General features: G+C 59.8%; 15 protein-coding genes. 9 read left to right on the top strand and 6 right to left on the bottom strand.

Annotated elements, in window-relative coordinates; translation table 11 throughout:
• Positions 1-148: 148 nt before the first annotated feature.
• The 4 genes from rfbC to ASE98_RS25175 all read left to right on the top strand — a co-directional run bounded on the left by rfbC (position 149) and on the right by ASE98_RS25175 (position 4481).
• Complete coding sequence (gene rfbC / locus ASE98_RS25190) at positions 149-694, top strand: dTDP-4-dehydrorhamnose 3,5-epimerase (protein ID WP_060544028.1); 546 nt, start codon at positions 149-151, stop codon at positions 692-694.
• Positions 695-785: 91 nt separating this feature from the next.
• Positions 786-2594 carry a sensor histidine kinase gene (locus ASE98_RS25185; RefSeq protein WP_060544072.1) on the top strand — a complete coding sequence of 603 codons (1809 nt, stop codon included), beginning with the start codon at positions 786-788 and terminating at the stop codon, positions 2592-2594.
• Positions 2591-3985 carry a sigma-54-dependent transcriptional regulator gene (locus ASE98_RS25180; RefSeq protein WP_060544027.1) on the top strand — a complete coding sequence of 465 codons (1395 nt, stop codon included), beginning with the start codon at positions 2591-2593 and terminating at the stop codon, positions 3983-3985. Before ASE98_RS25185 ends, ASE98_RS25180 begins: the two co-directional genes overlap by 4 nt.
• 40 nt (positions 3986-4025) lie before the next feature.
• Positions 4026-4481 (top strand): thioesterase domain-containing protein, encoded by a 456-nt coding sequence (locus tag ASE98_RS25175; RefSeq protein ID WP_060544026.1) that lies wholly within the window; start codon positions 4026-4028, stop codon positions 4479-4481.
• A gap of 37 nt (positions 4482-4518) precedes the next feature.
• Here ASE98_RS25175 and cysQ read toward each other — a convergent pair whose 3' ends face one another.
• Positions 4519-5346, bottom strand: a complete 828-nt coding sequence (cysQ, locus tag ASE98_RS25170) for a 3'(2'),5'-bisphosphate nucleotidase CysQ (protein ID WP_060544025.1) — start codon at positions 5344-5346, stop codon at positions 4519-4521.
• Complete coding sequence (gene nudE / locus ASE98_RS25165) at positions 5343-5909, bottom strand: ADP compounds hydrolase NudE (RefSeq protein WP_060544024.1); 567 nt, start codon at positions 5907-5909, stop codon at positions 5343-5345. Before nudE ends, cysQ begins: the two co-directional genes overlap by 4 nt.
• Before the next feature lie 88 nt (positions 5910-5997).
• Between nudE and yrfG the strand changes: the two genes are divergently transcribed.
• A complete protein-coding gene (gene yrfG, locus ASE98_RS25160) occupies positions 5998-6660 on the top strand; it encodes a GMP/IMP nucleotidase (protein ID WP_060544023.1) in 663 nt (220 codons plus the stop codon).
• A 142-nt stretch (positions 6661-6802) separates the two neighbouring features.
• Here the strand turns inward: yrfG and lysM are convergent, their stop codons facing one another.
• Positions 6803-7252 carry a peptidoglycan-binding protein LysM gene (gene lysM, locus ASE98_RS25155; RefSeq protein ID WP_060544022.1) on the bottom strand — a complete coding sequence of 150 codons (450 nt, stop codon included), beginning with the start codon at positions 7250-7252 and terminating at the stop codon, positions 6803-6805.
• A 135-nt stretch (positions 7253-7387) separates the two neighbouring features.
• Between lysM and ASE98_RS25150 the strand changes: the two genes are divergently transcribed.
• From ASE98_RS25150 to ASE98_RS25135, 4 genes are all read left to right on the top strand, one after another.
• Positions 7388-8275, top strand: coding sequence for a LysR family transcriptional regulator (locus ASE98_RS25150; protein WP_060544021.1), 888 nt, complete (start codon positions 7388-7390; stop codon positions 8273-8275).
• A 92-nt stretch (positions 8276-8367) separates the two neighbouring features.
• A complete protein-coding gene (gene fdhD, locus ASE98_RS25145) occupies positions 8368-9207 on the top strand; it encodes a formate dehydrogenase accessory sulfurtransferase FdhD (protein WP_060544020.1) in 840 nt (279 codons plus the stop codon).
• Positions 9204-11552 (top strand): FdhF/YdeP family oxidoreductase, encoded by a 2349-nt coding sequence (locus ASE98_RS25140; RefSeq protein WP_060544019.1) that lies wholly within the window; start codon positions 9204-9206, stop codon positions 11550-11552. Before fdhD ends, ASE98_RS25140 begins: the two co-directional genes overlap by 4 nt.
• Positions 11553-11801: 249 nt before the next feature.
• Entirely contained in the window at positions 11802-12293 is a 492-nt protein-coding gene (locus tag ASE98_RS25135; protein ID WP_060544018.1) for a glycine zipper domain-containing protein, read from the top strand.
• Between the two features lie 61 nt (positions 12294-12354).
• On the opposite strand, the gene ASE98_RS25130 is transcribed toward ASE98_RS25135, so the two are convergent.
• The 3 genes from ASE98_RS25130 to ASE98_RS25120 all read right to left on the bottom strand — a co-directional run bounded on the left by ASE98_RS25130 (position 12355) and on the right by ASE98_RS25120 (position 16150).
• Positions 12355-12774 carry an acyl-CoA thioesterase gene (locus tag ASE98_RS25130; RefSeq protein WP_060544017.1) on the bottom strand — a complete coding sequence of 140 codons (420 nt, stop codon included), beginning with the start codon at positions 12772-12774 and terminating at the stop codon, positions 12355-12357.
• Positions 12775-12864: 90 nt separating this feature from the next.
• Complete coding sequence (locus ASE98_RS25125) at positions 12865-14091, bottom strand: 3-hydroxyacyl-CoA dehydrogenase (protein WP_060544016.1); 1227 nt, start codon at positions 14089-14091, stop codon at positions 12865-12867.
• A gap of 124 nt (positions 14092-14215) precedes the next feature.
• A complete protein-coding gene (locus ASE98_RS25120; protein ID WP_060544015.1) occupies positions 14216-16150 on the bottom strand; it encodes a RecQ family ATP-dependent DNA helicase in 1935 nt (644 codons plus the stop codon).
• Positions 16151-16334: the final 184 nt, after the last annotated feature.

Genomic DNA, 16334 nt, shown 5'->3' with positions numbered 1-16334 from the left:
CGCCTATATCGCCATTGCTTTGGACGATACGCAAGCCCCCGGGAGCCGGTACTGGTCGCTTGTGCCGGCAATTGACTGCACATGTCTCTCGCCCCGGCCCGCACTTTGCGCAAGAATGTGCGTCATCAACTATTGCTGGAGAGAGACCATGAATGTAGTGACCACCGACCTGCCCGGTGTTCTGATCCTCGAACCCAAGGTCTTTGGTGACGAACGTGGTTTCTTCTACGAAAGTTTCAACGCGAAAGCTTTCGAACAAGCCACCGGCCTGAATGTTCAATTCGTTCAAGATAATCATTCCCGCTCACAAAAAGGCGTGTTACGCGGCCTGCACTACCAGCTCGAAAACACTCAGGGAAAACTGGTTCGCGTCACCTATGGCGAAGTACTCGACGTTGCCGTGGATATTCGCCGCAGCTCACCGAACTTTGGAAAATGGGAAGCCGTACATCTGTCTGCCGACAACCATCGTCAACTCTGGGTACCCGAAGGCTTTGCCCACGGCTTTGTGGTGCTCAGCGACTACGCCGAATTTCTTTACAAGACCACTGATTACTACACCCCGTCCGCCGAGCGCAGCATCCGCTGGGATGACCCGGACCTGGCCATCGACTGGCAGCTTGCTCAGCCGCCACAACTATCCGCCAAGGATCAGTTCGCAACGTTCTTCAAGGATGCCGACGTCTTCTCCTGATTCAAGACAAAATACATAGCGCCACTTACCGCGCAGACGGTACGCGCAAGCCTAGGCATAATGCGCCTGTACCCACAGGCGCCCGATGCTCATGACTGCGACCCTTCCTCCCAGACCCCGCTGGCGCAGCCTGGCCCTTCTTGCACTGTGCCTGGCACCTCTGCTGTGGCCGCTGGAACATCTCGCCGAGCGCTACTACCGCAGCGAACTGGCCAGCCAGAATCGGCAGACCCTCGATCTCTACGTCGCCAACCTTCTGGGTACCCTGCATCGCTATGAGGTATTACCGCAGATCCTCGGCGATCTGCCGGCCCTGCGGGCCGTCATCGGCGCACCGGACGATGGCGTCACCCAGGGCAATGCCAACCGCCTGCTGAAAAACATCAGCACCCAGACCGGCGCCGAAGTCATGTACCTGATGGACTCCAGCGGCAAAACCCTGGCCGCTTCCAACTGGGACAAGCACGACAGTTTCGTCGGGCGCAATTTTTCGTTCCGGCCGTACTTCAGCGAAGCCATGGCCGGGCGGCTCGGACGCTTTTTCGGCTTGGGCACCACCTCTGCCAAGCGCGGCTATTTCTTTGCTGCAGGCGTGCGTGACGGCGAGAAAATCGTTGGGGTGCTGGTGGTCAAGGTAGACCTCGACCACACCGAAAGCCTCTGGGGCAAAACCCCGGAACAACTGCTGCTGACCGACCACAACGGCGTGGTCATCCTGACGTCGCGGCCTGAGTGGCGTTTCCGTTCGACCCGCGCGCTGAGCGAAGAAGAAAGCAAAGCCATTACTGCGATTCAACCTTACCCAACCCGCGATCCAAAGCCGCTCAAGCTCAACCCCAATGCCTGGCTGACCCAGACCCAGCCAATCGCCGAGACCGGCTGGAACGTCAGTATCCTCGCCCCGCGTACGTTGATTGACCGCCCGGTACGCACAGTGGTCGCCGTCGGTGGCGCCACTCTGCTGGTGTTGATGCTGCTCCTGGGCCTGATGATGCAGCGCCGTCGCCATTACCTTGAGCGCATCGCCTTCGAAGCCAAGGCCCGTCGCGAACTGGAGGCCCGGGTCGCCGAGCGCACCAGCGATCTCGAAGGCCTGAACCGGCGCTTGAAACAAGAGGTGCTGGAGCGCGAACAGGCTCAACAGGAACTGGTACGCGCCCAGGATGATCTGGTGCAGGCGGGTAAATTGTCGGCATTGGGGACGATGTCGGCGAGCATCAGCCATGAACTCAATCAGCCGCTGGCGGCGATTCGCAGCTACGCGGAAAACGCCGAGGTACTGCTCGATCACCAACGCACCGATGATGCCCGGGGCAACCTCAAGCTGATCAGCGAATTGACCGGGCGCATGGCTTCGATCATTGCCCACCTGCGCGCCTTCGCCCGGCGCGATCGCCATGCCCCGGAAAGCGTGGCCCTGCAGCCGGCGCTGGACGATGCACTGGCCCTGCTGGCCAAACGTCGGCGCAGTATGGAGGTTGAGCTCATCCGCGATTTGCCCGCCGCCACCCTGTGGGTCGAAGCGGGAGAAACGCGCCTGCGCCAGGTGCTCGGCAATCTGCTGGCCAACGCCCTTGATGCCCTGACGGAAAAAGGCCCGCCACGTAAACTCTGGCTAAGTGCCCAATCCAGCGCCGATGGCGTCAACCTGTACATTCGCGACAATGGCCCGGGTTTCTGCATGGAAGCCCTTGCCCGCGCCAGCGAGCCTTTCTACACCACCAAGACCCGTACACAAGGTCTTGGCCTGGGCCTGGCGATTTGCGAAACCCTGATGCGCGCCTTCGGTGGTGAACTGTCGTTCGCCAACCACAAGGAAGGCGGTGCGTTGATTACTCTCAAGCTGCGCGCTGGTGCACCGGGCGTGAGCCTGCAACCGCCCGAGGACCGAAGTGCATGACCATCGACAACCGTATTCAGGTCGTGTTGATCGACGACGATCCCCATCTGCGCCAGGCGCTGAGCCAGACCCTGGATCTGGCCGGCCTGAAAGTCTTGCCGCTGGCCGAAGCCAAGGGCCTGGCCGCGCAACTGGAGCGCGACTGGCCGGGCGTGGTGGTCAGTGACATCCGCATGCCCGGTATGGACGGCCTCGAACTGCTGACCGAGCTGCATGCCCAGGACCCCGACCTGCCGGTGTTGCTGATCACCGGACACGGCGATGTGCCGTTGGCGGTGCAAGCCATGCGCGCCGGAGCCTATGATTTTCTGGAAAAACCCTTCGCCAGCGATGCCCTGCTCGACAGTGTGCGCCGCGCCCTGGCGCTGCGCCGCCTGGTGCTGGATAACCGCAGCTTGCGGCTCGCATTGAGCGATCGCCAGGAGTTGAGCACGCGCCTGGTCGGGCAATCGGCGCCGATGCTGCGCCTGCGCGAACAGATCGGCGCGTTGGCGGCGACCAAGGCCGATGTGCTGATTCTCGGAGAGACCGGCGCCGGTAAAGAAGTGGTTGCGCGGGCCCTGCACGATTTATCCAACCGCCGCAACGGGCCGTTCGTGGCGATCAACGCTGGCGCACTGGCCGAATCGGTAGTTGAAAGTGAGCTTTTCGGCCACGAACCCGGCGCATTTACCGGTGCGCAGAAGCGCCGCATCGGCAAGTTCGAATTCGCCAACGGCGGCACGCTGTTCCTGGATGAAATCGAAAGCATGAGCCTCGATGTGCAGGTCAAATTGCTGCGTCTGCTCCAGGAGCGGGTAGTCGAACGCCTGGGTGGCAACCAACTGATCCCGCTGGACCTGCGCATCATCGCGGCGACCAAGGAAGACCTGCGCCAGGCCGCCGATCAGGGGCGCTTCCGTGCCGACTTGTACTACCGCCTGAATGTCGCGCCCCTGCGAATTCCGCCGTTACGCGAGCGTGGCGAAGATGCGTTGATGATGTTCCAGCATTTCGCCGATGAGGCCAGCACCCGCCACGGCCTGCCGCCCCATGAACTGCAGCCGGGACAGCGCGCCTTGTTACTGCGCCACACCTGGCCCGGTAACGTGCGCGAACTGCAAAACGCCGCCGAACGATTCGCCCTGGGGCTGGAACTGGCCCTGGATAACAACGCGCCCGACGATGCTGTCGGCACTACGGTCGAAATGATCAGCGGCGGGTTGAGTGAGCAAGTGGAAAACTTCGAAAAAAGCCTGATTGCGGCCGAACTGGCGCGCTCTCACAGCTCCGTGCGCAGCGTCGCCGAAGCCCTGGGCATTCCGCGCAAGACCCTGCATGACAAACTGCGCAAGCATGGCTTGAGTTTCGCCGACAGCGGCACTTCCACCCACGCCGACGAGCACGAATGAGCCACCGTCCAATCCCTCACTTCAAACAAGAGGCCACGCAATGACCCGCGAAAGCCGTCAACTGGAATCGGTTCTTCATCACGACATCCCTCTGACACGGGACATGGGCCTCAAAGTGCTCGACTGGCACGACCAGCAACTGCGCCTGCAGCTGCCGCTGGAAGCCAACGTCAACCACAAGAGCACCATGTTCGGTGGCAGCCTGTATTGCGCTGCGGTGCTGGTCGGCTGGGGCTGGTTGCATTTGCGCCTGAAAGAGGAAGGCATCGAAGATGGGCACATCGTGATTCAGGAAGGGCAGATCAGCTATCCCCTACCCGTGACGAGTGATGCCACAGCCATTTGTCAGGCGCCGAGTGCGGCGGCGTGGAAGAAGTTTCTGACCATGTACCAGCGTTATGGTCGGGCGCGGTTGACGCTGGCTACACGGGTGGTGAATGCGGGGAGTGATGAGTATGCGGTGCTGTTTACCGGGCAATACGTGCTGCACCGCTGATAGGCAATGGTCGCCGTAGGAGCCAGCTTGCTGGCTCCTACGAGTTGGCGAGCGCCAATAGTTTCTCCCGCCACGCGGCCTTCGCCGGCAACGCCAAAAAGAACTCATTCAACAGCGACTCCCGCGCCGGGTAACAGAACGGCGCGCCGCTCAAATCCAGCACCTCCCCGCCCGCGCCTTCCAGCACACCTTGCGCCGCCGCCGTGTCCCACTGCGAAGTCGGCGCCAAACGCGGATAACAATCCGCTTCGCCTTCAGCCAACAAACAAAACTTCAGCGAGCTGCCGATATTAGCCAGTTGCAGCTCTCCAAGGCTTGCACTCAACCCCGCCAGCAAACGCTCCTGCTGCTCACTGGAATGGCGGCGGCTGGCAACCACGGTAAACGCCTGGCCGGGTGCCAAGGCATGCCGCACCTGAATCGTTACCGGTGTACCACCTTGATCGCCACGCCACGCACCGAGCCCGGCTCCACCGACATAGAAGCGCCCATTGGTCGGCATCGACACCACGCCGAATACCACTTGGCCGTTTTCGATCAGGGCAATATTGACGGTGAATTCCTCACTGCCAGATATGAACTCCTTGGTGCCATCAAGTGGATCGACCAGCCACCAGCGCTGCCATCCAGCACGTACGCTCTGGGGGATGTTGGCGTCTTCTTCGGACAGCACCGCAATGCTCGGGTCCAGCGCCGTCAAGCCGGCCAGAATCAGATGATGGGCAGCCAGGTCTGCCGCAGTGACAGGCGAGTCATCCGATTTGGCCGTCACCGCTGTACCGGTACGCCAGAACGGCAGGATCGCTTCGCCGGCCTTCAACGCCAGCTCAACCACGGGCGCCATCAACGGGTGAGTGAAAGTCATGGCAGAAACACCCCACGCTGAGTCAGCAGGTCACGGGCCAGATACAGCGCCGCCAAGGCACGGCCCTCGCTGAACTGTGGGTTTTGCGCCAGCGCCGACAGCTCACGCAGACTGACTTTGCTCACGCCCATAGGCTCTGGCTCGTCGCCTTCCAGACGCTCTTCATAGAGGTCCATAGCCAGGACTACCTGAATTTTCTGGCTCATATAGCCGGGCGACAGCGATAGTTCGGTCAAGTGTTCAAGTTGCCGGGCACCGAAGCCTGCCTCTTCCTTGAGCTCACGTTCGGCGGCGGCCAATACGTCTTCACCCGGTTCGATCAGGCCCTTGGGCAAGGACATCTCGTACTCATCCGTACCGGCGCAATATTCCTCGACAAGCACCGCATGATCGGCATCCAGCATTGCCACGATCATGACCGCGCCATACCCGGCACCTTTGCCGACCAATCGCTCATACGTGCGTTCCACGCCGTTGGAAAAGCGCAACTTCAGCTCTTCCACACAGAACAATCGACTGGTGGCGACAATTTCGCGGGCGAGTATGGTGGGTTTCTGGCGCATGCAAAGCTCCTTGGCGTGAACGCGCTACTATAACGCGGCTTTCCCTATTGTTTATGTCAGATATCTTTCTACCGTCCGAGACGTTGCCATGCCTTCACTACCCTGGTCCGCTATCGATACCGTTCTGCTGGATATGGACGGCACGCTGCTGGACCTGCATTTCGACAATCACTTCTGGCTGGAACACCTGCCCCAGCGTTACGCCGAGCTGCACGGTATAGACCGGGCCATTGCCGAACAGGAGCTGCAGCCATTGTTCGAACGCAATGCCGGACAGTTGCAGTGGTACTGCCTGGATTTCTGGAGCGCCGAGCTGAAGCTGCCGGTGCGAGAGCTCAAACTGGAAACCGCTCATCTGATCGCTCTGCGTCCTGATGCGGACACCTTTCTGGCGGCGATAAAACAAGCCGGCAAGCGCGTGGTACTGATCACCAACGCGCACCGCGACTCGCTGTCGCTGAAGCTGGAAAAAATCGAGCTGGCGCCGTATTTCGAGCGGTTGATCAGCTCCCACGACTACGGCTTCCCCAAGGAAAATCCGCAGTTCTGGGATGCGCTGCAAGCCGATATCGATTTCGACCCGTCACGTAGTCTGTTTATCGACGACACCTTGCCGATCCTGCGCAGTGCGCGGGACTTTGGTGTGGCGCATTTGTTGGCCGTGAAAGAGCCGGACAGCCGCAAGGGGCCGAAGGACACAGGCGAATTTGCCGCGGTTGAGGATTATCGGGATTTGATTACCGGGCTTTGAGACTAGGGCGCCTGCATCGCGGGCAAGCCACGCTCCCACAGGATTTGTGTCGTGCGATTGATTAGTGAACGACTCAGATGCTATGGGAGCGTGGCATGGTCCGGGCGGCGTTCCGACGATGGCCATCACACGGACTTAAGGCCTACTCAGGAATCCTTAACGACTGCCCCGGATAGATCTTGTTCGGGTCCTTGAGCATCGGCTTGTTGGCTTCGAAGATTTTTTGATACTTGTTTGGATCACCATAGACGCGCTTGGAAATGGCACTGAGTGTGTCGCCTTTCTCGACCGTGACGAACTTCGCTGGCGCTGCCACCGGCCCGGTCACAGTGATCTGGTCATCAACACCGCTGATACCCGCCACGTTGCCAAGTGCCAAAAGAATCTTTTCCTTTTCTTCCTGGCTTGAAGCTTCGCCCGTGGCAATGATTTTGTCGCCCTCGACTTTCACCTGGACCTTGGAGGTGTCGATGCCCGTCAAGGCGCTCTGCACATGCTTGGTCAGCGCCTCGCTATTGGCTTCGGCCTTGTCCGGCGTCAGTGCATCGAGGATTTTTTCACCAGCTTCTTTTAGAAAACTGAACAGGCTCATTGTTTGCTCTCCTTGGGTTTGGGTGTCCAGATGAAAAAGCCTAGACCACACCCGTCACTTGCGGACCCAACCCGACCAATGACGCCGCTTCCCCCGGACGATAGAATCCTCCCCTTCACCCACCCTGGAGCGAAGATGGACATCAAGCAGCTGAAATTCCTCATCGCGCTCGACGAAACCCGCCATTTCGGCCAGGCCGCCGCGCGCTGCCACATCACCCAGCCGACCCTGTCCATGCGCCTGCGCAACCTCGAAGAAGAACTCGAGTTGCCGTTGGTCAATCGCGGTCAACGTTTCGAGGGCTTCACCGCACCGGGAGAGCGGGTGCTGGCCTGGGCGCGCACCGTGCTGGCGGCCTACGACGGTTTGTACGCTGAAGCGGCGGCCTGTCGCGGCAGTCTGGTCGGGACCTTGCGGCTGGGCGTGGTGCCATTGTCGAGTTTCGATCCGTTGCCGCTGCTGCAGCGCCTGCACGGGGAACATCCGAATTTGCGTTTCGAGCTCTCGGCACTGAGTTCCGAACAGATTCTCGAACAGCTGGCGAACAACCGCCTGGACCTCGGTGTGTCTTACCTGGAACGTCTGGATGCCGAACGTTTTGACTCTCTGACTTTCAGCGAAACCCGTATGGGCCTGCTCTACGACCAGCGTTTCTTCACCTTCGGCGAGGCGCCGCTGAGTTGGGAAGCGTTGATCGAACTGCCGCTGGGCATGCTCACCAGTGGCATGCACTTCCGCCAGTCCATCGACCATAACTTCCACAGCCGTGGCCTCACGCCACAGCCGTTGTTGCAAACCGACGCTGTGCATCAATTGCTACAAGCTGTGCACGGCGGCTTGTGTTGCGCCGTGATGCCGCTGGATGGCGGCCTGGAAAGCCTGACTGATCATTTGCGCCTGCAGCCTATCGAAAATGCCCAGACCCTAGGCCGGCTGGGGTTGATCAAGCGTCGCAGTGCGCCACGCTCGGCGCTGGCGGAAGCGTGTTTTGCGATTTATCAGCAATCGCGGCCTTGCTCTTGATCGACGCTATCTATCGGTAGATCAGTATTAGCGATTAGACGCGACAAGTTGTCGCGCCTAGTCTTAAAGCTGATCAAACCGACGGTGATGCCATGAATACCAAGCGCCCTGCCTGCGCGGCGCCTGCCCTCGAAACACCCGCGCCCGCCGCAAGCCAGACTTACAGCTACAACAACCTTCAGTACTGCGAATCGGCGAGCACCGCGCTGGCCGAGGAAGTGGCGTTGGCGATTGCCTACAACGGCATCAGCCAGGCGGTCATGCTGGTGACCCCGACGGACCTGGAAGACTTTATCGTCGGGTTCAGTCTGGGCAGCGGCATCATTCAGGACGCCGCGGACATCTACGACCTGCAACTGAGCGGCTCGGGTTCGGCGCAGTACGCGCAAGTGACCATCGCCAACCGCGCCTTCTGGAACCTCAAGCAGCAACGCCGGCAATTGGCCGGCACCAGCGGCTGCGGGCTGTGCGGAGTTGAAGCGGTCGAGCAGGCACTGCCGCAGCTTCAGGTATTGCCCGGCGCACCGTTGCCTCCCGCCGAATGGCTCGACGGTCTGCGCGAGCGCATCGGTGCCTTCCAGCCCCTGGGCCAGCATTGCGGCGCGGTGCACGCTGCGGTGTTCATGAACAACCAGGGCGAATTGCTGCTGGGACGTGAAGACATCGGCCGGCATAACGCCCTCGACAAATTGATCGGCGGCCTGATCCGGCAAAAGATCCCGACCACTGGCGGGTTGGCCATCGTAACCAGCCGTTGCAGCCTCGAATTGATCCAGAAAGTATTGCGCGCCGGCATCCAGACCCTGGTCAGTCTGTCGTCACCCACCGGCCTTGCCGTGCAATGGGCCCGTCGCCACAACCTCAATCTCATCCATCTGCCACAAAAGAATGCGCCGCGGGTCTACAGCCCAGCGTTGGAGAACCAAGCGTGAGTCAACACCGTCAAGCCGACCAGACACCCGTTCCTCGCTACAAGCCCTACAAAGGCCCCGCCGGTGGCTGGGGTGCACTGATCAGCGTCGCCCAGGCCTGGTTGACCAGCGACAACGCACTGAAAAACCTGCGCATGATGCTCAAGACCAACAAGAACGGCGGTTTCGACTGCCCCGGTTGTGCCTGGGGCGATTCCAAGGAAGGCGGCATGGTGATGTTCTGCGAGAACGGCGCCAAAGCGGTGAACTGGGAAGCGACCAAACGTCGGGTCGACGGCAACTTCTTCGCTAAACACAGCGTCACTTCGCTGCTGGAGCAGAGCGACTATTGGCTCGAGTATCAGGGCCGTATTACCGAGCCGATGAGCTATGACGCCGCAACCGATCGCTACAAACCGATCAGTTGGGACGCCGCCTTCGCCTTGATCGCCAAACATCTGCAGGGTTTGTCGAGCCCGAATCAGGCCGAGTTCTACACCTCGGGACGTGCCAGTAACGAAGCGGCATTCCTTTATCAATTGTTCGTGCGCGCCTACGGCACCAACAATTTCCCCGACTGCTCGAACATGTGCCACGAGGCCAGCGGTGTTGCGTTGTCGCAGAGTGTTGGCGTCGGCAAAGGCACCGTGACGTTTGACGACTTCGAACACGCCGATGCCATTTTCGTCTGGGGCCAGAACCCCGGCACCAACCACCCACGCATGCTCGAACCGCTGCGCGAAGCGGTGAAGCGCGGTGCTCAAGTGGTCTGCATCAACCCGCTCAAGGAGCGTGGCCTGGAGCGTTTTCAGAATCCGCAACATCCGCTTGAAATGCTCACCAACGCAGACAAGCCGACCAATACGGCCTACTTCCGCCCGGCACTGGGTGGCGATATGGCGATAATGCGCGGGATGGCGAAATTCCTTCTGATGTGGGAGCGCGATGCACAAAAAGCCGATGCCCCGGCGGTGTTCGATCACGACTTCCTCAATGAACACTGTGCCAATGTGCTGGAGTACCTGTCAGCCATCGACGACACCCCATGGGAGCAGATCGTCGAACAGTCCGGCCTGCCCCTGGTAGAGATCGAGCAAGCGGCGCGCATGTATGCCAAGGGCAAGAGCGTCATCATGTGCTGGGCCATGGGCATCACCCAGCATCGCCATTCGGTGGCGACCATCCAGGAAATCGCCAACCTGATGCTGCTGCGCGGCAACATCGGCCGGCCAGGCGCGGGCCTGTGCCCGGTGCGTGGCCACAGTAACGTGCAGGGTGATCGGACCATGGGCATCAACGAACGCCCGCCGGTGGCGCTCCTCGATGCGCTGGAGCGGCGCCTCCAGTTCAAGGTACCCCGTGAAAACGGCCACAACGTGGTGGAGGCGATCCACGCCATGGCCGAAGGTCGGGCTAAAGTCTTCATCGGCCTGGGGGGCAATTTCGCCCAGGCCACCCCCGACAGCCCACGAACCTTCCAGGCCCTGAGCAACTGTGACCTGACCGTGCAGATCAGCACCAAGCTCAACCGCAGCCATCTGGCTCATGGCAAAGACGCCCTTATCCTGCCGTGCCTGGGCCGTACCGACATCGATATCCAGGGCGAAGGCGCACAGGCGGTGACCGTCGAAGATTCGTTCAGCATGGTCCATGCGTCCAATGGTCAGTTGCAGCCGCTGTCTAACCAGATGCGTTCGGAACCGGCAATCCTGGCCGGTATCGCTACGGCGACCCTGGGCAACCATCCGGTAGACTGGAACTGGCTGGTGGCTGACTATCGGCGCATTCGCGACCTGATCGCCGACACCATTGCCGGCTTCAAGGACTTCAACGAGAAGATCAAGAACCCGGGCGGTTTCTATCTGGGTAACAGCGCGGGGGCGCGACGCTGGAACACCACCTCGGGCCGCGCCAATTTCCGTCCCAATAACCTGCCCAAAGACCTGGTGCACGAACGCACCCGGGCAACCGGTGTATTGCCGGACCTGATCATGCAGTCAATGCGCTCTCACGATCAGTACAACACCACCATTTATGGCCTCAACGATCGTTATCGCGGTGTGAAGGGGCAGCGTGATGTGTTGTTCGTCAACGAAGCCGACATCATTCGCCTGGGCTTCAAACCCGGGCAGAAGGCTGACATTGTGTCGATCTGGGATGATGGTGTTGAGCGGCGGGTGAAAGGCTTCACGTTGCTGGCGTTTGATATTCCTTCCGGACAGGCAGCGGCTTACTATCCAGAGGTGAATCCACTGGTGCCCCTGGAAAGTACCGGGGATGGCAGCCATACGCCGACGTCGAAGTTTGTGGCGATCCGGCTGGAAGCGGCGAGTGAGACCGGGTTGATTTTGGCCAGGTCGGCTTAAAGCGTCAGCAGGCCCTGACAACACATGATCGGGACCATCCGGCAACTTTCCAATCGCCCACAAAAAAGGCCGTTTTTTCACAAAAACGGCCATTCCGAAGTAACTAAAGACCAGCGAAAATCGCTTAAGTTCCGTCTAAAAAACAATAACTTATAGAATTGTGCACAAGTCGTGTTACTCGTCGGATTTCGATTGTCACTCCACTGATACAGCCTCAGGATCGAGCCGTCATCCCCTTGAGGTTCCTCCATGAAGTTCTCCTCGATTCTCCTGTTGTCCCTTGGCCTTGTCAGTGGCATTGCCTCTGCCGGCGGAAACACCGAAGCAGGTGTGGGCGGCGCGTTGGGCGGGGTTTTGGGCTCGGTCGTCGGCCAGTCACTGGGCGGCAGTACAGGTTCAACCATTGGCGCGGCCCTCGGCGGCGCGGGTGGTAGCGCAGTCGGCGCAGACAAACACAGCCGTGGCGAAGCCGCCATTGGTGGTGCGTTGGGCGCGGCAGGCGGTAACGTGGTCGGGCGCAATGTTGGCGGCACCTCCGGCAGCCTGGTCGGCGCCGCAGTAGGCGGCGGTGCTGGCGGTGCGCTGGGTAACTACATGGGCAACAAGTACGATGATGATGACGGCGATGATTATCGTGGCGGTCATCGCGACGGCCGCTACTACCGTGACGGCCACCCGGGTCGCGGTCATGCCTATGGCCATCGCAAGCATCACAAGAAGTACTACCGTCACCGTCATTGAGACCGGAATGGTTTCGCAGGCAGGTAAGAAAAACGCAGCCCGAGGGCTGCGTTTTTTTATTTTAAACCACGAGCCGCTCCAGAGCGTTGCGCAGTCCTGCCGGAATCGGCGTCGGCTGGTTCGAAACACGATCTACGAATACATGCACGAAGCGGCCGGCCGCACAGGCCTCATCCTCCCCCTCCTTGAATACCGCCAGCTCATATTGCACGGAACTGTTACCCAGCTTGCCGACCCGCAAGCCAATCTCTATCCGGTCCGGAAACGCAACGGAAGCGAAGTAGTCGCAGGCTGAACTCACCACGAATCCCACCACCTCGCCATCATGGATATCAAGGCCACCGACTTCGATCAGGTAAGTGTTCACCGCCGTGTCGAAAAAGCTGTAGTAGGTGACGTTATTGACGTGACCGTAGGCATCGTTGTCGTGCCAGCGCGTGGTAACAGACTGGTAGTGCGGGTATTCGCAGCGTTGGGGCATCAGCGTTGGTTCCTGGAGTTGGTTTGCCAGTTCAAGGCGAAAATCTCGTTATCGTTCTTTGCGGGCTAGCCCACTAAGGCGCCATACCCATTACTTGTCAGCAAACCCTTTACCCCCCGCCGCCAGCTCACCAATCAAGCGCGCCGGCCGCCAGTGGTCACCCTGCCGCGTCTCGAGCGCTACCAGCCGCTGATGAACATCCGCCAAACCTTGCTGATCCGCCCAAGCCATCGGTCCGCCCTTGTCCGCCGGGAAACCGTACCCGTTGAGGTATACCAGATCGATGTCATGGGCTGATCCCGCGATACCCTCCTCAAGAATCTTCGCGCCTTCGTTGACCAACGCCAACAAACACCGCTCCAGGACTTCCTCCGGGCCAATCTCGCGACGGTGGAACCCGAGATCCTCGCTGACCTGCAGTACCAGCGCATCAACCTGCGGATCGTGTTCGGCCTGGCGACTACCCGGCTCATAGTGGTAATAGCCATTGCCGCTCTTCTGGCCGAAACGACCCGCTTCGCACAGACGATTATCTACCTGAAACTGCGGCGCATCCTGCCCTGTGCCGGATAATTGTCGAGCGCGCCATTCCAGATCGACACCAACCACGTCGTACATGCGGAACGGTCCCATGGCAAAACCGAAGCCTTGCAGGGCTGCGTCGACCTGGTGAGGAAAAGCACCTTCAAGCAACATCTTGCGCGCTTCGTGGGTGTAGGTCCGCAGCATGCGGTTGCCGATAAAACCCGGGCAATTACCCGCCACTATGCTGACCTTGCCCATGCGCTTGCCCAGTGCCAGAGCGGCTTCAAGCACCGCCGGGGCGGTCTGCGCGCCACGAACGATTTCCAGCAGCTTCATGATGTGCGCCGGACTGAAGAAATGCAGGCCCAGGACCTGTTGCGGACGGCGAGTGACTGCAGCGATGGTATCGATGTCCAGCGCCGAGGTGTTGCTGGCCAGGATGGCTTCAGGTTTAAGCAGAGCGTCCAGTTCGCGGAAGATTTTCTGCTTGAGTTCGAGGTTTTCGTAGACCGCTTCGATGACCAGGTCGACATCCCGTATAGCCGCATAATCGGGTGCTGTCGTTACTCGGGCGATACGATCATCGGCCTCGGCCTGATCGATCCGGCCTTGTCGCACGCTGTGGGCGTAGGTGTCCGCCACTGACGTCAGCGCTTGTTCCAGCATCTGGGGGTTGTTATCGACCCACTGCACCGCCACCCCGGCGTTGGCCAGGCACATGACAATGCCCCGGCCCATGGTGCCCGCGCCGATGACGGCGGCGCGCTGAATATTCGACGGTGTCTGGCTCATATTCTGTTCTCTTGTTGGCGATCCGAAGACAGCCATCACCATAATCAGCCACTGTGCTTTTTTGAAATTTATTCCTGTGATGAACAACATTCAGCGCGTGGATACACCTCAGAAAGATCACCGATCAGACTGAGAGATGCTGTTGGGCCCAATCGCGCACTTCGGCGTACGGGTAAACCTCCAGCACCGCAAAACCCGAAATGGCCCGCGCCTTGAGTTTGGTAAATAGCGGAACGCTGATGCCGCACAAAAACCGCGTCACACGCTCGGCCGAAGGTAATGTGCCGGTGTATTGCTCGTGCCTGTGGATAAAGTCTGCACACAACGCCTCGAAATTTTTATCCACAAGCGCCGGCAAATCCGGTGGTGCCGGCAGGCGCGCCACCTGCCCGTGACACACCGAACAATGCCCGCACTGCTGCGGTGCATTGTCATCACCAAAGTACTCGGCCAGGCGATAACCCAAACACCTGTCAGTGGCAAAAAGCGCCAACATGGCGTGAATCCGCGCGATCTCGGTTTGCTCATGCCGGGTGAAACAAGCGTGCAACTCTTCACTCAACACGACGCTGTCGAAACCGGTTTGCAGCAGGCTGTAGACCTCGGTCATCTGTTTACTTTCCAGCTCGACCCAACCCTTTTCCTGAAAGTAATCCAACGCCCTCACCACCCGAGTGCGTTCGGCCTGATGCTGTTCATACAACGCATCGAAATTCACCGTGGCCCAGGTCCGTGCGCGGCTGGAAGTCTGGATGATCGCGGCGACGAAATCCCTGCGTTCCCCCTCGAAACGGGCCAGCAAGGCCTCGGGCTCCTGCAAATACTTGAAGCGGTATTCGGCGTAATAGGCATAGCGCGGGGCGATGATCCCGCGCAACTCCAGTTGCACCAGCAAGGTCTTGAGCGGTAGCTGGCGAATGTTGCTCTGGTCCGCCAACGGCCCCAGCAAAAACTCCCACTGACCTTGCGGCGCAGCAGCCTGCAATTCGTCGAGTACGCAGCGAATACCGGCGTGCTCGGGAGTGTCGCCATAGACGAAATTTTCCAGCACGTTGAGGCTGTCGCGGTTGGCCAATACCAGGCAATCGGAAGGCTGTCCGTCACGCCCGGCGCGGCCGATTTCCTGGCTGTAGTTTTCGATGGATTTGGGCAGATCGAAATGCACCACGTTGCGAATGTCGCTCTTGTCGATGCCCATGCCGAACGCGATGGTCGCGACGATGCAGTTGGACTGTCCGCCCATGAACCGACGCTGAATCGCCTCCCGTTGTTCATGGGGCAACCCCGCGTGATAGGCCTCGGCCTGAATACCGTTGCGACCCAGGTGCTCGGCAATGTGCTCAGCGGTTTTCTGCAGGGTTACATAGACGATGCTTGGCTGGTCGGGACGTTCGCTCATCCATTCGACGAGACGTCGTCGCTTGTCCTGGCCGCGAACCGGCTCTACCAGCAGGTTGAGGTTCGGCCGATAGAAACCGGTAGTCACCACATCGTCGGCTGCGATGGCGAATTTGGCCTGCATGTCTGCGATCACTTTGGGCGTGGCGGTAGCGGTAAGCAGCAGCACCTGCTGGATGTTGAATTGGCGTTGGTAATCGGGAAGCTTGAGGTAGTCCGGACGGAAATTGTGGCCCCACTCCGAGATGCAATGAGCCTCGTCCACCACCAGTAGCGAGATCGGTACCTGCTGCAAAAAGTTGCGAAAGCGCTCGTTCTTCAGGCGCTCCACGGAAATCATCAGGATTTTCAGTTCGCCGGACTTTGCACGGGCCATCACATCGCTGGCGTCATCGCGGCTCTGGGCCGAATCGATACTGCCTGCGGCGATGCCATGGCGCTGGAGGAACGCCAGTTGATCCTGCATCAGCGCCAGCAACGGCGAGACCACCAGCGTCAGATGCGGCAGCAACACTGCCGGTAATTGATAACAAAGGGACTTGCCGGACCCGGTAGGGAAAATCGCCGCAGCGGAGCGCCCCTCCAACACGGCGCTGACGGCAGTCTCCTGACCCGGGCGAAATTGTGGATAACCGAAAACCTGCTCCAGGGTGCTGTGCATAACGCTGTCACTCCGTTGACTGCTGCGATGTGCAAAGCCTAGCCGGCGATCGCAGCGAGTCGAGAAAAGGTCGGGGGTAAAAACCATACCGGATAATACAGCGTCACCCGTTCTGCTCGCGCCACGGATTGAAATACATGAAGCACGTTGCCATCTGACTAGCTTGCACCTCCCAGGGTTATGG

The organism is Pseudomonas sp. Leaf48, from assembly GCF_001421885.1.
In the GTDB taxonomy this organism is placed as follows: Bacteria; Pseudomonadota; Gammaproteobacteria; order Pseudomonadales; family Pseudomonadaceae; genus Aquipseudomonas.
This window is presented reverse-complemented; position numbering and strand designations above follow the sequence as displayed.

Excerpts from the sequence above, each read along its gene's own strand:
- ASE98_RS25185 (WP_060544072.1), top strand. The coding sequence starts at position 786 with ATGACTGCGACCCTTCCTCCCAGACCCCGCTGGCGCAGCCTGGCCCTT.
- lysM (WP_060544022.1), bottom strand. The coding sequence starts at position 7,252 with ATGAGCCTGTTCAGTTTTCTAAAAGAAGCTGGTGAAAAAATCCTCGAT.
- yrfG (WP_060544023.1), top strand. The coding sequence starts at position 5,998 with ATGCCTTCACTACCCTGGTCCGCTATCGATACCGTTCTGCTGGATATG.
- ASE98_RS25150 (WP_060544021.1), top strand. The coding sequence starts at position 7,388 with ATGGACATCAAGCAGCTGAAATTCCTCATCGCGCTCGACGAAACCCGC.
- ASE98_RS25175 (WP_060544026.1), top strand. The coding sequence starts at position 4,026 with ATGACCCGCGAAAGCCGTCAACTGGAATCGGTTCTTCATCACGACATC.
- ASE98_RS25135 (WP_060544018.1), top strand. The coding sequence starts at position 11,802 with ATGAAGTTCTCCTCGATTCTCCTGTTGTCCCTTGGCCTTGTCAGTGGC.
- ASE98_RS25130 (WP_060544017.1), bottom strand. The coding sequence starts at position 12,774 with ATGCCCCAACGCTGCGAATACCCGCACTACCAGTCTGTTACCACGCGC.
- nudE (WP_060544024.1), bottom strand. The coding sequence starts at position 5,909 with ATGCGCCAGAAACCCACCATACTCGCCCGCGAAATTGTCGCCACCAGT.
- rfbC (WP_060544028.1), top strand. The coding sequence starts at position 149 with ATGAATGTAGTGACCACCGACCTGCCCGGTGTTCTGATCCTCGAACCC.
- fdhD (WP_060544020.1), top strand. The coding sequence starts at position 8,368 with ATGAATACCAAGCGCCCTGCCTGCGCGGCGCCTGCCCTCGAAACACCC.
- ASE98_RS25125 (WP_060544016.1), bottom strand. The coding sequence starts at position 14,091 with ATGAGCCAGACACCGTCGAATATTCAGCGCGCCGCCGTCATCGGCGCG.
- ASE98_RS25120 (WP_060544015.1), bottom strand. The coding sequence starts at position 16,150 with ATGCACAGCACCCTGGAGCAGGTTTTCGGTTATCCACAATTTCGCCCG.
- cysQ (WP_060544025.1), bottom strand. The coding sequence starts at position 5,346 with ATGACTTTCACTCACCCGTTGATGGCGCCCGTGGTTGAGCTGGCGTTG.
- ASE98_RS25180 (WP_060544027.1), top strand. The coding sequence starts at position 2,591 with ATGACCATCGACAACCGTATTCAGGTCGTGTTGATCGACGACGATCCC.